We start from the raw sequence: 16,457 nt of genomic DNA, 5'->3' as shown, positions 1-16,457 counted from the left end.
TCCGGGACATTGCGCCTGCCTCGCGGGGGTCGGCATAAGGTGGGCGACCATGACGTGGCTGATCACCGGCGGAGCCGGATACATCGGGGCCCATGTGGCACGGGCCATGGCCGGCGCCGGGGAGCGGGTCGTCGCGCTGGACGACCTGTCGGCGGGGGTTCCCTCGCGACTGCCGGCGGGTGTGCCGCTGGTACGGGGCTCGTCGTCGGACGCCGACCTGGTGAAGCGGGTCCTGGCCGAGCACGCGGTCACGGGTGTGGTGCATCTCGCCGCGCGCAAGCAGGTCGCGGAGTCGGTGGCGCGGCCGACGCGGTACTACCAGGAGAACGTGGGCGGTCTCGCCGCGCTGCTGGAGGCGGTCGCCGGGGCCGGGGTGGAGCGGTTCGTCTTCTCCTCCTCCGCGGCCGTGTACGGCAATCCCGATGTGGATCTCATCACCGAGGACACCCCGTGCGCGCCGGTGAACCCGTACGGCGAGACGAAGCTCACCGGGGAGTGGCTGGTGCGGGCGGCGGGCCGGGCGCACGGCATCGCGACGGTGTGCCTGCGCTATTTCAACGTGGCGGGCGCGGCGGCGCCCGAGCTGGCCGACACCGGCGTCTTCAACATAGTGCCGATGGTCTTCGACCGGCTCACCCGCGACGAGGCCCCGCGGATCTTCGGCGACGACTATCCGACGCCGGACGGCACCTGTGTACGCGACTACATCCATGTCGCCGATCTCGCCGAGGCGCACCTCGCGGCGGCCCGGCGGCCCGGCGGGCCCAACGGTGACCTGACGGTGAACATCGGCCGCGGCGAGGGCGTCTCGGTACGGGAACTGGTCACGCTGATCGGCGAGGTCACCGGTGACCCGCGACCCGCCCTGGTCGAGCCCCGGCGCCCGGGCGACGCCCCGCGCGCGGTCGCCTCGGCCGCGCTGGCCGCCGAGGAGCTCGGCTGGACGGCTCGGCGCGGGGTGCGCGAGATGGTCGAGTCGGCGTGGCAGGGGTGGCGGCTGCACCACGGCGGGTGAGCGCGCACCGTTCTGACCTGCGCTTCGTTCGGTGGTTCGTTCGTGTTTCGTTCCGCGGTTCGTTTCCGCAGGTCAGGGCACATGACAACGGTGTTCAGTGCCGCGTTGCCCGATACCCCCCACCCGTAGTTGACTGTGGTCCCGGAGACCACGGCGACACCTAGGAGGGCGGCTTCTCATGGGGGCTGGGCACGATCACGGGCACGCGCACTCGCACGTGCCGACGGGCGGTACGGCGACAGCGGCCTACCGCGGTCGGCTGCGGGTCGCGCTGTCGATCACGCTCACCGTCATGGTGGTCGAGATCGTCGGCGGTGTCCTCGCGGACTCGCTCGCCCTGATCGCGGACGCGGCGCACATGGCGACGGACGCGCTGGGCCTGGGCATGGCGCTGCTCGCCATCCACTTCGCGAGCCGCCCGCCGAGCGGGAACCGCACCTTCGGGTACGCCCGCGCCGAGATCCTCGCCGCGCTCGCCAACTGTCTGCTGCTGCTCGGGGTCGGCGGTTACGTCCTGTACGAGGCGATCCAGCGGTTCATCACGCCGGCCGGCACCGAGGGCGGTCTGACCATCGTGTTCGGCGCGATCGGCCTGGTCGCGAACATGATCTCGCTGACGCTGCTGATGCGCGGTCAGAAGGACAGTCTGAACGTGCGGGGCGCCTTCCTGGAAGTGGCTGCGGACGCGCTGGGCTCGCTCGCGGTGATCCTCTCCGCGCTGGTCGTCCTCGCCACGGGCTGGCAGGCCGCCGACCCCATCGCCTCGTTGGTGATCGGCCTGATGATCGTGCCGCGCACCTTCAAGCTGCTGCGCGAGACCCTCGATGTGCTGCTGGAGGCGGCCCCCAAGGACGTCGACATCGCGGAGGTACGGGCCCACATCCTCGCCCTGGACGGAGTGCAGGACGTCCACGACCTGCACGCCTGGACGATCACCTCCGGCATGCCGGTGCTGTCCGCGCACGTCGTCGTGACCTCCGACGCGCTCAACGCCATAGGGCACGAGAAGATGCTGCACGAGTTGCAGGGCTGCCTCGGCGACCACTTCGACGTCGAGCACTGCACCTTCCAGCTGGAGCCGAGCGGGCATGCGGAGCACGAGGCCCGGCTCTGCCACTGAGGCTGTCGTCACCACCGGCGTGACCACCGTCGCGACCACCACGGACGGTTCCCGCCCTGTCACGCAGGGCACGATCACCTACCGGGCCCCTCTTCCGGCGCCGGGGCGGGTGACGCGCGCCGTGAAGTGCCGGGAGTGCCGGTTTCGTACGGCAGACTTGGGGCGCGAAGACCGATGCGAAGGATGGGTATGCCGATCACACCTGCCACCGCGACGCACAGCACGTCGAGCGGCACCGAGGACGCGATTTTGCTGGAACTCGTCGACGAGAACGGTGTGACGATCGGCACCGCGGAGAAGCTGGCCGCGCACCAGCCACCCGGGCAGTTGCATCGCGCGTTCTCGGTCTTCCTCTTCGACGAGCGGGGCCGGCTGCTGCTCCAACAGCGGGCGCTCGGCAAGTACCACTCGCCCGGTGTCTGGTCCAACACCTGCTGCGGCCACCCCTACCCCGGTGAGGCACCCTTCGCGGCGGCGGCGCGCCGGACCCACGAGGAGCTCGGGGTCTCCCCGACACTGCTCGCCGAGGCGGGCACCGTCCGCTACAACCACCCGGACCCCGACTCCGGCCTCGTGGAGCAGGAGTACAACCACCTCTTCGTGGGCCTGGTGCAGTCCCCACTCCGCCCGGACTCCGGCGAGGTCGGCGCCACAGCCTTCGTCACACCGGCCGAACTGGCGGAACGCCACGCCAAGGACACGTTCTCGGCCTGGTTCATGACCGTCCTGGACGCGGCCCGCCCAGCGGTACGCGAACTGACGGGGCCGTCGGCGGGTTGGTGACGGCGGGGGTGCCGCGGGCGCAGGCGGGTTGGCCACCTCATCGGCGGTCGGGGGTCACGGGCTGCCGCCCCGCCCACGGGTGATCGGTCTCAGCCGCGCCTCGTCGGCGGGGGTGCAGAGCAGGCGACGGGCCGCCGGGGGACGCCGGCGGCCGGCCGGGCTCACGGGCCGGTGGGCTTGAGGGGGAGGGCGGCCCAGATCACCTTGCCGCCGGTTGCAGTGTGTTCGACGTCGCACACGCCGCCCGCCTCGAGGGTGATCTCGCGCACCAGGAGCAGTCCGCGTCCGCCGGTGCGGCCGTGGTCGGTCTCCAGGGCGGTGGGGCGGTAGGGGTGGTTGTCCTCGACTGACACCCGCACCCACTCCGCGCCGACGGCGACCTCCACGGCGAGCATCGGCGACAGCAGCGCCGCATGGCGGACGGCGTTCGTCACCAGCTCCGAGACGATCAGCAGAAGCCCCTGGGCCAGGTCGTCCGAGACCGGCACTCCCTGGCGGTGGAGCAGGTCCCGTACCGCGTGTCGCGCCTGCGGGACCGAGGCGTCCTCGGCGGGGGCGGTGAACCGCCAGACACCTTCGTACGGCAGCGGCTGCGGCGGCCCGTGGTTCTCCATCGTCCGGTCGCCACCCTTGCGCTCGATTGTCACCACACGACGAGTGTTGGTACCGCGCGCCCCGACTCCCGAGAACTGAACAGAAGTCAGCGAATATCGAGCGTTTCTGACCACTGGCGTATGACACCGTCAGTTGTGGGACCACTCCTGTCCTGGCCACGCCGAGCTTGCGAACTCTTCGGGTTGTACGCCACCGACCTCGTCATCGGCCTCGTCACCGTCCCTTGGACAGCCGGTCGGTGACCATGCCGACCACGCGCCGGCCGCCGAAGCCGGTGGCGATCAGACCGAGCCCGTCGAAGAGCAGCGCGAGCGAGAAGAAGCAGCCGATGACGTACTTGCTGCTGCTCGGCCAGTGCGCCAGCACCAGGGCACCCAGCAGCAGGTCGAAGGCGCCCAGGACGAGGGTCCAGCCGAACTGCGGGCCGCGCACCACGAGGCTGCCCACCACCCGGAAGAGGCCGGCGGCCAGGAACAGCAGGGCGGCGAACATGGTCAGGGCGGCGGCGGTCTCGTCGGGACTGCGGATGACCACCACGCCGGCGGCGATGTTCAGGGCCGCGACGACGGTCCCGAGCCAGAAGAAGTTGGTGCCGCGTGCCTGCACCGCGTGCAGCAGACCGACGATGCCGCCGATCAGCAGCAGCCAGCCGAACAGGATCATCGACGTGAGGGTGGCGAGGCCGGTGTAGATCAGCCCGACGAGTCCCGCGACCACCAGGAGCACGCCGAGCGCGCCGATCCAGCTGAAGTCGCGCCGGAGCTTCTCCGTCTCGCTCTTGCGGCGGGTGGACGTGGCCATGACCGCCTCCTCGCGTCTCTTCGCTTGTGATCCCCCCTCTGATTCATCCCCTCTCTCCATCGTGCCGTAACTCACCTCGTCCTTCTTGATCGCGACCTCGGCCCTGCGGATAGCATCCGCCGCATGGAGCCCCAGCTGCTGCACAGCGCCACCGACTCGGTCGCCACCGTCGTCGTCCACCACCCGGCCAAGCGCAACGCCATGACGGCCGCGATGTGGCGAGCTCTGCCCCCGCTCCTGGAGACGCTGGCCGCCGACCCGGACGTACGGGCTCTGGTGCTGACCGGCGAGGGCGAGACCTTCTGCGCGGGGGCCGACATCTCCACACTTCAGGGATCGCCGGAGGAGGCGCAGCGGCTGGCGGTGCTCGCCGAGGAGGCCCTCGCCGCCTTCCCGAAGCCGACGCTGGCGGCGATACGGGGGCACTGTGTGGGCGGCGGATCACAGCTGGCGGCAGCCTGTGATCTGCGGTTCGCCGAGGAGGGCGCGCTGTTCGGGGTGACCCCGGCGAAGCTCGGCATCGTCTACCCGGCGTCCTCGACGCGGCGGTTGGCGTCGCTGGTGGGGCCTGCCACCACCAAGTACCTGCTGTTCTCCGGTGAGTTGATCGACGCGGAGCGGGCACTGCGGACCGGTCTCGTCGACGAGGTGCTGCCCGCCGGTGAACTGGGCAAACGGGTCGCGGAGTTCACGCGGATCCTGGCGAGCCGCTCGCAGCTGACGCAGGCCGCGGCGAAGGAGTTCGCCGACGGGCGCGACGACCGGGACGCGTACTGGGCCGCGCAGGCACGCGGCAGCGGCGACACCGCGGAGGGCGTCGCCGCGTTCCTGCAGCGCAGGCAGCCGCGCTTCACATGGAGTGTGCCTACGTCAGGATGAAGCGGCTCTTGGAGCGGAACTCCTCGACGAGGTGCGCGGGCGCCTTGTGCGGTGCGCCGGCGTCGTAGGGCGGCTGCGGGTCGTACTCCGTGAGCAGCTGCACCGCCTGGGCGTGTTCGTCGCCGGCGATCCTGCCGAGCAGGGTGAGGCCCATGTCGATGCCGGAGGAGACGCCGGCGGCGGTGACGTACTTGCCGTCGAGGACGACCCGCTCCCCCGTCGGCTCGGCCCCGAACCGCGTCAGCTGGTCCAGGGCCAGCCAGTGGGACGTGGCACGGCGGCCCTTCAGGAGACCGGCGGCGGCCAGCAGCAGGGAACCGGTGCACACGGACGTCGTCCAGGTACTGGTCGCGTCGGCGGCGCGCAGCCACTCCAGCAGGGTCTCGTTCCCCATCTGCGCGGTCTGCCCCGGGCCACCCGGCACCACCACGATGTCGGGGCTCGGCACTTCGGCCAGCGCCTTGTCGGCGGTGATCGCGAGCGTTCCCGTGTCGGTACGGACGGGCCCTGTCTCCGCGGCGACGAACACGGTCTCCGCGCCCGGGAGGCGGCCGAGGGTCTCGTAGGGGCCGACGGCGTCGAGAGCGGTGAAGCGGTCGAAGAGGACGATGGCTGTCTGCACGGGCGGGTTCTCCTCTGGGTGGGCTGGGGATCAGTGGGCCGGTGCCGGGTGGAAGCGGCGGCGGTATTCGGCCGGGGACGTGCCGAGGGTTCTGATGAAGGCGCGGCGCATGGCCTCCGGGGTGCCGTAGCCGCTGGCGCGGGAGATCTCCTCGATGCCGTCGGCGGTGTCCTCCAGGAGGCGGCGGGCGTGTTCGAGGCGGACGCTGTCGACGTAGCGGCCGGGGGTCGTGCCGGTGTCGGCGTGGAAGGCGCGGGCGAAGTGGCGGGGTGAGAGGCGGGCGCGGGCGGCGAGCGCCTCGACGCTCAGGTCGGCGGCCGGGTGCTCGGTGATCCACTGCTGGACCTCGCGCAGCGGTTCGCGCCGGGCGGTCTGCGCGGCGAGCTGGGCGCTGAACTGGGCCTGGTTGCCGGGCCTGCGCAGGAAGACCACCAGATGGCGGGCGACGGTGAGCGCGGCGTCCCGGTTCAGGTCCTCCTCGACGAGGGCGAGCGCGAGGTCGATGCCGGAGGTGACACCGGCCGAGGTGAGGACGTGTCCGTCGCGTACGTAGATGGGGTCGGGGTCGACCGCGACGGCCGGGTGGTCGCGGGCGAGCTTGTCGCAGTAGGCCCAGTGGGTGGTGGCGCGGCGCCCGTCCAGCAGACCCGCGGCCGCGAGCAGGATCGCCCCGGTGCACACGGAGACGAGGCGGCGGGCGCGCGGGGCGTGGGTACGCAGCCAGTCGGTCAGGCGTGGGTCGGCGAGGCGGGTGCCCTGGCCGCCGGGGACGAGCAGGGTGTGCGGGGCGGCGACGTCCGTGAGCGCCTCGTCCGGTACGAGGGTCAGGCCGCTGGAGGTGCGCACCGGCCCGCCGTCCAGGGAGGCCGTGCGGACGCGGTACGTCCCCGGGGTGACGTTCTCCGCGCCCGCGAAGACCTCCAGGGGGCCGGTGACATCGAGGCTCTGGACGCCGTCGAAGAGGACGAAGAGAACGGTGCGCTGCGCCATGCCCTCGATTCTTGACGGGGCGGAGCATGGCCGCAATGACGGCCTTCCCACCTTTTCTGCCATGTGAGGTGGTCACTCGGCGCATGATCGGCCGCGGTCGAGGTACCCGGATGTCGTCCGGCCCCACGGCCGGCAGAGAAAGCGAATCGAAGCGAGGAAAGGGGAACTCCGTGTTCCGTGCGATCGCAGACGTGCTGCGCCAGATCGGTGGGGCGATAGCCACAGTGGTGACGCTCCCGTTCCGCGCCCTGGCCAGGCTGTTCGGCGGCGCCTCGTCCTCCGCCCACCGCGGACGGGCCTGACCCGCCGTGTCCCCGCCCTGATCCCCGAGTGTCGGTCCCACCTGCCACAATTGCCGCGCAACCTCAGTGGAGAAGGCGGTACGGGATCGTGACGACACCCGGATCCATCGGGTCCATCAACGTAGGGTCCATCGAAGGCAGGATCGCCGAGGAGCTCGGCGTACGGGAGCGGCAGGTGAAGGCCGCTGTGGAACTGCTCGACGGCGGTTCCACGGTGCCCTTCATCGCCCGCTACCGCAAGGAAGCGACCGAGATGCTCGACGACGCGCAGCTGCGCACGATCGAGGAGCGGCTGCGCTACCTGCGGGAGCTGGAGGAGCGTCGGACGGCGATCCTGGAGTCGGTGCGCGAGCAGGGCAAGCTCACCGACGAGCTGGAGGCACGGATCCGGGGTGCCGAGACCAAGGCGCGCCTGGAGGACATCTACCTGCCGTACAAGCCCAAGCGGCGCACCAAGGCGCAGATCGCGCGGGAGGCGGGACTGGAACCGCTGGCGGAGGGGCTGCTCGGTGACCCGAGTGTGGACCCCCTTGCCGCGGCCGCCGCGTTCGTCGACGCCGACAAGGGCGTGGCCGATCCGCAGGCCGCCCTGGACGGGGCGCGGGCGATCCTCACCGAGCGGTTCTCGGAGGACGCCGACCTGATCGGCGAGGTCCGCGAGCGCATGTGGGTGCGCGGGCGGCTGGCCGCCAAGGTACGGGAGGGCAAGGAGGAGGCCGGCGCCAAGTTCGCCGACTACTTCGACTTCGCCGAGCCCTTCACCGAGCTGCCCTCGCACCGCATCCTGGCGATGCTGCGCGGCGAGAAGGAGGAGGTCCTCGACCTCGTCCTGGAGCCGGAGGAGCCTTCCGAGCAGCCCGGCCCCTCGTCGTACGAGGCGATCGTCGCGTCGAGGTTCGGGATCGCCGACCGCGGCCGCCCCGCCGACAAGTGGCTGACGGACACGGTCCGCTGGGGCTGGCGCACCCGCATCCTCGTCCACCTCGGCATCGACCTGCGGCTGCGGCTGCGTACGGCCGCCGAGGACGAGGCCGTGAACGTCTTCGCCGCGAACCTCCGTGACCTGCTGCTCGCCGCCCCGGCGGGCACGCGCGCGACGCTCGGCCTCGACCCGGGCTTCCGTACGGGCGTGAAGGTCGCCGTGGTCGACGCGACCGGCAAGGTCGTCGCGACGGACGTGATCTATCCGCACGTCCCGGCCAACAAGTGGGACGAGGCGATCGCCAAGCTGGCACGGCTCGCCAAGGAGCACGCCGTCGAGCTGATCGCCATCGGCAACGGCACGGCGTCCCGCGAGACCGACAAGCTCGCCGGTGAACTCATCACCAAACACCCGGAGTTGCAGCTCACCAAGGTCATGGTGTCCGAGGCGGGCGCGTCCGTGTACTCGGCCTCCGCCTTCGCCTCGCAGGAGCTGCCCGACATGGACGTGTCGCTGCGCGGCGCGGTGTCCATCGCCCGTCGGCTGCAGGACCCGCTGGCCGAGCTGGTGAAGATCGACCCGAAGTCGATCGGTGTCGGGCAGTACCAGCACGACCTGTCCGAGGTGAAGCTGTCGCGCTCGCTGGACGCGGTGGTGGAGGACTGTGTGAACGGCGTCGGTGTCGACGTCAACACGGCGTCGGCCCCGCTGCTCGCCCGGGTCTCCGGCATCACCTCCGGTCTCGCCGAGAACATCGTGTCGCACCGCGACGCCAACGGCCCGTTCACCTCCCGCTCCCAGCTGAAGAAGGTGGCGCGGCTGGGCCCGAAGGCGTACGAGCAGTGCGCGGGCTTCCTTCGCATCCGCGGCGGCGACGACCCGCTGGACTCCTCCAGCGTGCACCCGGAGGCGTACCCGGTGGTGCGCCGGATGGTGAAGACGACGGGCCAGGAGGTGGCCTCGCTCATCGGCAACACCTCGGTGCTGCGCTCGCTGAAGGCGACCGAGTTCGTGGACGAGACGTTCGGTCTGCCGACCGTGACGGACATCCTCAAGGAGCTGGAGAAGCCCGGGCGCGACCCGCGGCCCGCCTTCAAGACGGCCACCTTCAAGGAGGGCGTGGAGAAGATCTCCGACCTGTCGTCCGGGATGGTCCTGGAGGGCGTGGTGACGAACGTGGCGGCCTTCGGCGCCTTCGTGGACGTCGGTGTCCACCAGGACGGTCTGGTGCACGTCTCCGCGATGTCGAAGACGTTCGTGAAGGACCCCCGGGACGTGGTGAAGCCCGGTGACATCGTCAAGGTGAAGGTCCTCGACATCGACATCCCGCGCAAGCGGATCTCGCTGACACTGCGCCTCGACGACGAATCCGCTCCACAGGGCGGCCGTCAGAACGAGGGAGGCGAGCGGCGGCAGCGTGGCGGACGTCCGCCGCAGCAGCGCCAGAACCGGGGTGGCGGGGGCTCGCGCCAGGCGGCGCCGCCGGCCAACAGCGCCATGGCCGACGCTCTGCGCAAGGCGGGTCTGCTCGATCCCGGAAAGCGCTGAGGTCGCGGGGAGCCGCGGGTCCGTCGTGGCCGGTCGCGCGGTTCCCCGCGTCCCCTTGGGGCGCGTGCGCACGCGTCGTTGCCTACAGTGAACGGCATGATCGCGTCACACGTCATCACCTGGGACGTCACCGGGAGCAAGGGGTACGAGACCGCCTGGGTCGAGGTCGGCGCCGATGCTCTGCGGGCCCGCGGGCGGGCGGTCGGGACGACGCCGGAGCCGTACTGGGTCTCGTACGAGCTCGAGACCACGGCCGGCTTCGTGACGCAGCGGCTGCGGGTGACGGCCGAGACCGCCGAACGGACCCGCACGCTGGATCTACGGCACGACGGCCAGGGCGGCTGGACGGCCGACGGCGTGCGGGTGCCGGAGGTCGAGGGCGCCCTCGACTGCGATCTGGGGCTGTGCCCGCTCACCAACACCATGCCGGTGCTGCGGCACGAGCTGCATCGGGTGCCCGGGGAGCGGGAGTTTCTGATGGCCTGGGTGTCGGTGCCGGACCTGGCCGTACAACCGTCACGGCAGACCTACACCCATCTCGGGCGCGCCGGGGACGGCGGCGGGCGGGTGCGGTACGCCTCGGGGGACTTCCGCAGTGACGTGGAGTTCGACGCGGACGGCCTGGTCGTGGAGTACCCGCAGCTGGCGCGGCGCCTGGCGGCCGGTTAGCGCTCGGTCACCTTGCCGTCCGCCACCTCCAGGCGGCGCGTGACGTGGACCGCGTCCAGCATGCGGCGGTCGTGGGTGACCAGCAGGAGCGTGCCTTCGTAGGCGTCGAGGGCCGACTCCAGTTGCTCGATGGCCGGCAGGTCGAGGTGGTTGGTCGGCTCGTCGAGGACGAGGAGGTTGACCCCTCGGCCCTGCAGCAGTGCCAGGGCCGCGCGGGTGCGCTCGCCCGGTGAGAGCGTGGCCGCCGGGCGCAGCACGTGGTCCGACTTGAGGCCGAACTTGGCCAGCAGGGTGCGTACCTCGGCGGGTTCCGTGTCCGGGACGGCCGCGCGGAAGGCGTCCAGCAGGGCCTCCGGGCCGTGGAAGAGCCCGCGGGCCTGGTCGACCTCACCGACGAGCACGCCCGAGCCGAGGGCCGCGTGTCCGGCGTCCAGCGGGACACGGCCGAGGAGGGCGCCGAGCAGGGTCGACTTGCCGGCGCCGTTGGCACCGGTCACCGCGACCCGGTCGGCCCAGTCGATCTGGAGGGACACGGGACCGAAGGTGAAGTCCCCCCGGCGTACCTCGGCGTCGCGCAGGTTGGCCACGACCGCGCCGGAACGCGGGGCGGCCGCGATCTCCATGCGCAGCTCCCACTCCTTGCGCGGCTCCTCGACGACGTCCAACCGCTCGATCATGCGCTGGGTCTGCCGGGCCTTCGCCGCCTGCTTCTCGCTGGCCTCGCTGCGGAACTTGCGGCCGATCTTGTCGTTGTCGTTGCCCGCCTTGCGGCGGGCGTTCTTGACGCCCTTGTCCATCCAGGAGCGCTGCATCTGGGCCCGGTCCGCGAGGGCGGCGCGCTTGTCGGCGTACTCCTCGTAGTCCTCGCGGGCGTGCCGGCGGGTCACGTCCCGCTCCTCCAGGTAGGCCTCGTAACCGCCGCCGTAGAGGTTGATCTGCCCCTGGGCGAGGTCGAGTTCGAGGACCTTGGTGACCGTGCGGGTGAGGAACTCGCGGTCGTGGCTGACGACGACGGTGCCGGCGCGCAGGCCGCTCACGAAGCGTTCGAGGCGCTCCAGGCCGTCGAGGTCGAGGTCGTTGGTGGGCTCGTCGAGCAGGAAGACGTCGTAGCGGGAGAGCAGCAGGGAGGCGAGTCCGGCGCGGGCCGCCTGGCCGCCGGACAGGGAGGTCATCGGCTGGTCGAGGTCGACGCCGAGGCCCAGCGAGTCGGCGACCTCCTCCGCCCGCTCGTCGAGGTCGGCGCCGCCGAGCCCGAGCCAACGCTCCAGGCTGGTCGCGTACGCGTCGTCGGCGCCCGGCGCCCCGTCGACGAGGGCCTGCGTCGCCTCGTCCATCACCCGCTGGGCCTCGGCCACGCCGGTGCGACGCGCGAGGAACTCCCGCACGGTCTCCCCCGGCCGCCGCTCCGGCTCCTGGGGCAGATGCCCCACGGTCGCCGTGGGCGGCGACAGCCTCAGCTCCCCCTCCTCCGGCACGGTGAGCCCGGCGAGCAGCTTCAGCAGGGTGGACTTGCCCGCCCCGTTGGCACCGACCAGCCCGATCACATCCCCCGGCGCGACGACGAGGTCGAGCCCGGAGAACAGGGAGCGGTCACCGTGCCCGGCGGCGAGGTTCTTGGCGACGAGGGTGGCAGTCATCAGGGGGCGATCCTAATGGCCACCCGACGCGGCCCGCGCCCGGGTTTCCACCGAGCCGCCGCCCGACGCGCCCCGCCCAGCCCACTGCCACCCCCGCCAGGGGCTCGCAACGCACCGGCGTCTCCCTTGCCCGCGCTCTCTCGACGCACCACCGCCCCTGCCGGGACCGCAGCGCACCGTGTGCGGCGCGCGTGCCTTCGAGGTGCGCGCCGCCTCCGCGTGCGCCATGCCCGGCGCGGCCGCCCCGCGCGACGAGCACGGCCCCGCCGCATGCCACACGCCCGGCACCGCCTTCGCACGGCCCCGCGCCGGCACCGGTCGCCTCACCACCGCCACCCCACCGCGGGCTCTCAACGCGCCGTCGCGCCACCACCCCCCCTAGGGCTCCCAACCGTCGCCCGCCACCACCCCCGCCGGAACCTCAGCGTCTCATCGCCCTCACCAGCACGCTGCCCGTGGTCCGGGCCACGACGAAGGACTCGCCCTTCACTGCCTTGGGGTCCAGGGGTATGCGGTGGTGGCCCGGTTCGAGGACGGCGTCGAAGACGTCGTGGGTGTGGGCGCGGAAGAGGCGGTCGAGGCGGTAGGTGGTGATGCGGACGCGGCAGGGGGAGGTGACCTCGATGGCGGCGGCGCCGTCGGTGGCGACGAGGTCGAGGAGGCGGCGTTGTTCGGGGGGTCGGCGGTCGAGGGCGTTCTCGATCTGGGCGACCAGGAGGGGGACGATGGGGGCGAGGCCGTCGACGTAGGCGACGTCGACTCCGGCGCGGGCGAAGGAGTGGCGTACCGCGGCGCGTTCCTCCTCGCCGATGGCGCGGCCGAAGGCGACGGCGCCGTAGGCGCGCAGTTCGTCGGCGGGGACGTCGTTCGCGTCGTGGGCGATGTCGGCGCCGATGCCGATGGTGCGCAGGGCCGCCGCCAGTTTGGCGAGGACGGCGACCCGGGCCCCGATCAGCAGGACACGGCGGCGGTCGGTGGTGGGGGCGGTGTCGTCGAGCAGGGAGCCGAGGGCCGCGCGGTACTCGTCGCCGCGGAAGTGGAAGGGGCCGAGGCCGTGGTAGCCGTTGAGGTCCAGGTCGGCGTGCTCGTCGGTCTGCCAGGCGAAGTCCCGCCAGACGTAGTCGTCGCCGTGTCGCTCGATAAGGGTGGTGACCGCTCCGCAGCCCAGGTCCTCGCACTCGGGGCAGCCGTAGACGACGTAGCGTCCGCCGGGCAGGGGCGGGTCGGCCTCCAGCAGGAGGGCGCGGACCTGCGCGGTGAAGATCGCGGGCGGTACGTCGGAGGCGAGCGGGGAGACGGCGTCCAGGTCGGAGAGGCGGAACAGCAGCGGGCGCCCGTCGACGATGAAGTCCAAGAAGTCCCGGTGGACCTGGACGCCACCGTCCGCGAGAACTCCACCGGCACGCATCGCCGGTGCCAGGCCGAAGGTCGCGTACTCGGCAGACATGCTGTGAGTATCCCCAGGAAGGGGGCGAGGTGAGCACGGCATGACGTATTCCGCTAACGTCCCGGCGTGGCGAGCGAACAGAGTGGCGATGTGGTGGTCGTCGGCGGGGGCGTCATCGGTCTGACGACGGCCGTCGTGCTGGCGGAGCGCGGCAGGCGGGTGCGGGTGTGGACGCGGGACCCGGTGGAGCGGACCACCTCGGCGGTCGCGGGTGCGCTGTGGTGGCCGTACCACATCGACCCGATCGCCTCCGCGCGGGCGTGGGCGCTGCGATCCCTCGACCTGTACGAGGAGTTGGCGCGCCGTCCGGACGACACCGGTGCACGCCTGGTCGAAGGGGTACTGGGCGAGACGGAGCTGGACGAGGTCCTCGGGTGGGCGGCTGCCCGGCTGCCGGGGGTGCGGGTGTCGTCGGCCGACGAGTACGCGGGGGCGGGGGTGTGGGCGCGGCTGCCGCTCATCGACATGCCGGTCCATCTGTCGTGGCTGCGGGAGCGATTGCTGGCGGCGGGTGGCACGGTCGAGGAGCGTACGGTCGCCGCTCTCGCGGAGGCCGAGGCGCCCGTGGTGGTCAACTGCACCGGCCTGCAGGCCCGGGACCTGGTGCCGGACCCGTCCGTGTGGCCGGTGCGGGGGCAGTTGGTCGTCGTGGAGAACCCCGGGATCCGTACCTGGCTCGTCTCCACCGCTCCGGACGGCTCGACGGCGTACTTGTTCCCGCAGCCCGGGCGACTGGTGCTCGGCGGGACCGCGGACGACGACGTCTGGTCGCTGGAGCCGGACCCGGAGGTGGCCGAGGCGATCGTGCGGCGGTGCGCGGCGCTGCGGCCCGAGATCGCGGGGGCACGCATCCTGGAACACCGGGTGGGGCTGCGGCCCGCGCGGCCCACGGTCCGCCTGGAGCGCGAAGTGCTGCCGGACGGGCGGGTGTTGGTGCACAACTACGGGCACGGTGGGGCGGGGGTGACGGTGGCGTGGGGCTGCGCGGAGGAGGCGGCCCGGCTGGCCGCCCCCTCCTGAGTCACTGACTTTCCTGAGTCACTGACTTTCCTGCGTCACCGGCTCGCTACCGGCCCGGGACGCGGTCCGCGCCCTTCGGTACCCCTACGCCGTCCAGGGCCCCGGCCCCGGGAGTCGCCGGCCGTGTTCCGGACGTGGCACGGGCGAACGCCCCCGTGCCGCCGACGAACGGGACCTCGGCGGAGGTGCGGGACAGGTCGAGGGTGAGGGTCGGAGTGGTGGACGGGGGGTCGATGAGGTCCTTGTCCGTGCCCGCGACGATCAGCGCGAGGCGGTGGCCCCGGGGGACGACGTGGTCGGTGGCGGCCAGGTCGAGGGTGATCGTGTACGCCCTGCCCGGGGTGAGCGGTTCTCCCTTGCGGTCGGAGGCGTGGTTGCCGAGGTCGGCCCAGCCGCGGCTGACGATCGTGTAGTCGACGTCGGCCGTCTTGGCCTGCGTCTCCTTGAAGCAGGCGCTGTCACCGGCCGTGCTCGCGCCCCAGCAGGAGCGGTCCGTGAGGGTGGTGATGCCCTCGGCCGCGTCGGCGTAGTCGCGGATGGTGTCGGGGCCGAGGTCGACGAGGACGGCGCTCAGGTGGGCCGTCGAAGTGGTGGGGGTCGCGGTGACGGTGACCTCGGAGGAGCCGGACAGGCGCAGGTCCCGGGTCAGCGGACCGGTGGTGAAGCCGGCCTCGTCGGGGGTCGGGGTGTCGATCCGGGCGGCCCAGTCGGTCTCGGCGAGCCGCGGGTCGTCGGTGACGGTCTCGGTGCCCCTGGCCCTGCTCAGGCCGAGGGTGCCGACGCCCGGCCGGGTGCCACGGGCCGGGCGCAGGGTGGTGGTGTCCGTGCCGCGCGGCGGCCACGCCCTGGAGGTGACCCACTGGTCGGGGTGGCGTTCGATGTCGGCCATGGGCGCGCGGTCGATGCCGTTGTCGTAGCCGAGGAGTTCGTGGTCGAACCAGCGGTGCAGGGTGTCGACCCAGGTGGCGCGGCGGAAGTCGAAGGGGTCGACGTGGCCGGTCTGGGAGAGCCAGATCTTGCGCTCGACGCCGTTCTTCGCGAGGGCGTCCCACCACTGTCCGAAGTGCTTGGCGCGGACGTTGAGGTCCTGCATGCCGTGGATCAGGAAGACGCTCGCCTTCACCTTCGCGGCGTCCTTGACGTAGTCGCGCTCGGTCCACAGGCGGGTCCAGTCGCCGGTGCGCGGGGCGCCGTCGACGAGCTTCTGCTGTACGGCGGCGCACTTGGCGCGGGCCTCGGGGCTCTCGACGCGGTCGGACAGCCAGTCGGGGCCGGAGTCGTACAGCGGGGCGCCCTGGGCGAAGTAGTAGTCGTACCAGGAGGAGATCGCGGCGATCGGGACGATGGTCTTCAGGCCCTTGACCCCGGTGGCGGCGACGCCGTTGGCGATGGTGCCGTCCCAGCTCTTGCCGATCATGCCGGTGCGGCCGTTGGTCCAGGTCGCCTTGGCGCGTGTGGTGCCGGTGCGGGTCGTGTACGCCTTGGCGCGGCCGTTCAGCCAGTCGACGACGGCCTTGGCGGACTGGATGTCGGAGCGCCCGCCGACGTCGACGCAGCCGTCGGAGCGGTTGGTGCCGGAGAGGTCGACGGCGACGAAGGCGTAGCCGCGGGGCACGAAGTAGTTGTCGTAGAAGAGCGGTGCCTGGACGACGTTGTCGGCGGCGTCGTAGGTCTTCTTCTGGCTCTCGTTGCCGCGGCCGCAGCAGGAGTAGTAGGGGCTGGCGTCCATGATGACGGGGATCTTCCGGCCCTGCCGGGCGGGTTCACGCGGGCGGACGATGTCGGCGGCGACCCGGTCGGTGCTGCCGTCGCCGTCGGCGTCGAGGCCGGTGTCGACCCAGACGGCCTCGCGGACGGCGTCGTCGTAGGAGTAGACCGGACGGCTCTCCCGCGAGCCGGCCTGGGCGGGCGCGGGGGCGAGGAGGGAGGCGGCCAGCGCGGCGACGGCCGCGGTCGCGAGCGTTCTCCAGGTCGTTGAGCGCGTGCGTTTCGGCATGCGCGGGACGGTACAGGGGTCAACTCCCGGGCAGAAGAGGGCAACCGGACGTGTCCGGAGGCTTGGCGGAGTGGTGTGTCCATGTCGGCCG

At 72.1% G+C, this 16,457-nt stretch carries 15 protein-coding genes; 8 read left to right on the top strand and 7 right to left on the bottom strand.

The window, feature by feature from the left end; all coding sequences use genetic code 11:
• The first annotated feature begins 49 nt into the window (after nucleotides 1-49).
• The 3 genes from galE to idi all read left to right on the top strand — a co-directional run bounded on the left by galE (nucleotide 50) and on the right by idi (nucleotide 2,918).
• Entirely contained in the window at nucleotides 50-1,015 is a 966-nt protein-coding gene (gene galE, locus ACGFNV_RS02775) for a UDP-glucose 4-epimerase GalE (protein ID WP_393618820.1), read from the top strand.
• Nucleotides 1,016-1,193: 178 nt separating this feature from the next.
• Nucleotides 1,194-2,135, top strand: a complete 942-nt coding sequence (locus ACGFNV_RS02770; RefSeq protein WP_393618818.1) for a cation diffusion facilitator family transporter — start codon at nucleotides 1,194-1,196, stop codon at nucleotides 2,133-2,135.
• Between the two features lie 189 nt (nucleotides 2,136-2,324).
• Nucleotides 2,325-2,918 carry an isopentenyl-diphosphate Delta-isomerase gene (idi, locus tag ACGFNV_RS02765; RefSeq protein ID WP_393618816.1) on the top strand — a complete coding sequence of 198 codons (594 nt, stop codon included), beginning with the start codon at nucleotides 2,325-2,327 and terminating at the stop codon, nucleotides 2,916-2,918.
• A gap of 161 nt (nucleotides 2,919-3,079) precedes the next feature.
• Here idi and ACGFNV_RS02760 read toward each other — a convergent pair whose 3' ends face one another.
• Nucleotides 3,080-3,568, bottom strand: a complete 489-nt coding sequence (locus ACGFNV_RS02760) for an ATP-binding protein (protein ID WP_393618814.1) — start codon at nucleotides 3,566-3,568, stop codon at nucleotides 3,080-3,082.
• Between the two features lie 178 nt (nucleotides 3,569-3,746).
• Nucleotides 3,747-4,334, bottom strand: coding sequence for an HdeD family acid-resistance protein (locus ACGFNV_RS02755; RefSeq protein ID WP_393618813.1), 588 nt, complete (start codon nucleotides 4,332-4,334; stop codon nucleotides 3,747-3,749).
• Nucleotides 4,335-4,457: 123 nt separating this feature from the next.
• On the opposite strand from ACGFNV_RS02755, the gene ACGFNV_RS02750 reads away from it, so the two are divergent.
• Nucleotides 4,458-5,213 carry an enoyl-CoA hydratase/isomerase family protein gene (locus ACGFNV_RS02750; RefSeq protein WP_393618811.1) on the top strand — a complete coding sequence of 252 codons (756 nt, stop codon included), beginning with the start codon at nucleotides 4,458-4,460 and terminating at the stop codon, nucleotides 5,211-5,213.
• On the opposite strand, the gene ACGFNV_RS02745 is transcribed toward ACGFNV_RS02750, so the two are convergent.
• Nucleotides 5,200-5,835: a DJ-1/PfpI family protein gene (locus ACGFNV_RS02745; RefSeq protein ID WP_393618809.1), complete on the bottom strand. Its 636-nt coding sequence runs from the start codon at nucleotides 5,833-5,835 to the stop codon at nucleotides 5,200-5,202. The two genes, ACGFNV_RS02750 and ACGFNV_RS02745, sit on opposite strands and share 14 nt — an antisense overlap.
• 30 nt (nucleotides 5,836-5,865) lie before the next feature.
• Nucleotides 5,866-6,825, bottom strand: a complete 960-nt coding sequence (locus ACGFNV_RS02740) for a GlxA family transcriptional regulator (protein ID WP_393618807.1) — start codon at nucleotides 6,823-6,825, stop codon at nucleotides 5,866-5,868.
• A gap of 170 nt (nucleotides 6,826-6,995) precedes the next feature.
• On the opposite strand from ACGFNV_RS02740, the gene ACGFNV_RS02735 reads away from it, so the two are divergent.
• The 3 genes from ACGFNV_RS02735 to ACGFNV_RS02725 all read left to right on the top strand — a co-directional run bounded on the left by ACGFNV_RS02735 (nucleotide 6,996) and on the right by ACGFNV_RS02725 (nucleotide 10,266).
• On the top strand, nucleotides 6,996-7,127 hold the full coding sequence (locus ACGFNV_RS02735; RefSeq protein ID WP_267882529.1) for an LPFR motif small protein: 132 nt from the start codon (nucleotides 6,996-6,998) through the stop codon (nucleotides 7,125-7,127).
• 88 nt (nucleotides 7,128-7,215) lie between these two features.
• Nucleotides 7,216-9,597 (top strand): Tex family protein, encoded by a 2,382-nt coding sequence (locus ACGFNV_RS02730; protein WP_393618806.1) that lies wholly within the window; start codon nucleotides 7,216-7,218, stop codon nucleotides 9,595-9,597.
• Nucleotides 9,598-9,693: 96 nt separating this feature from the next.
• Nucleotides 9,694-10,266 (top strand): putative glycolipid-binding domain-containing protein, encoded by a 573-nt coding sequence (locus tag ACGFNV_RS02725; RefSeq protein ID WP_393618804.1) that lies wholly within the window; start codon nucleotides 9,694-9,696, stop codon nucleotides 10,264-10,266.
• Here the strand turns inward: ACGFNV_RS02725 and ACGFNV_RS02720 are convergent.
• Together ACGFNV_RS02720 and ACGFNV_RS02715 are read right to left on the bottom strand one after the other, a co-directional pair.
• Nucleotides 10,263-11,903, bottom strand: coding sequence for an ABC-F family ATP-binding cassette domain-containing protein (locus ACGFNV_RS02720; RefSeq protein WP_393618803.1), 1,641 nt, complete (start codon nucleotides 11,901-11,903; stop codon nucleotides 10,263-10,265). The two genes, ACGFNV_RS02725 and ACGFNV_RS02720, sit on opposite strands and share 4 nt — an antisense overlap.
• Nucleotides 11,904-12,324: 421 nt before the next feature.
• Nucleotides 12,325-13,350, bottom strand: coding sequence for an oxidoreductase (locus tag ACGFNV_RS02715; protein ID WP_393618801.1), 1,026 nt, complete (start codon nucleotides 13,348-13,350; stop codon nucleotides 12,325-12,327).
• Between the two features lie 66 nt (nucleotides 13,351-13,416).
• On the opposite strand from ACGFNV_RS02715, the gene ACGFNV_RS02710 reads away from it, so the two are divergent.
• A complete protein-coding gene (locus ACGFNV_RS02710) occupies nucleotides 13,417-14,370 on the top strand; it encodes an FAD-dependent oxidoreductase (RefSeq protein ID WP_393618800.1) in 954 nt (317 codons plus the stop codon).
• Nucleotides 14,371-14,416: 46 nt separating this feature from the next.
• Here the strand turns inward: ACGFNV_RS02710 and ACGFNV_RS02705 are convergent, their stop codons facing one another.
• Nucleotides 14,417-16,366, bottom strand: coding sequence for a Xaa-Pro dipeptidyl-peptidase (locus ACGFNV_RS02705; RefSeq protein ID WP_393618798.1), 1,950 nt, complete (start codon nucleotides 16,364-16,366; stop codon nucleotides 14,417-14,419).
• Nucleotides 16,367-16,457 lie beyond the last annotated feature (91 nt).

This window comes from Streptomyces sp. NPDC048751 (genome assembly GCF_043198595.1).
In the GTDB taxonomy this organism is placed as follows: Bacteria; Actinomycetota; Actinomycetes; order Streptomycetales; family Streptomycetaceae; genus Streptomyces.
The sequence above is the reverse complement of the archived record's forward strand: the minus strand, read 5'-3'. Positions and strand labels throughout refer to the sequence as shown.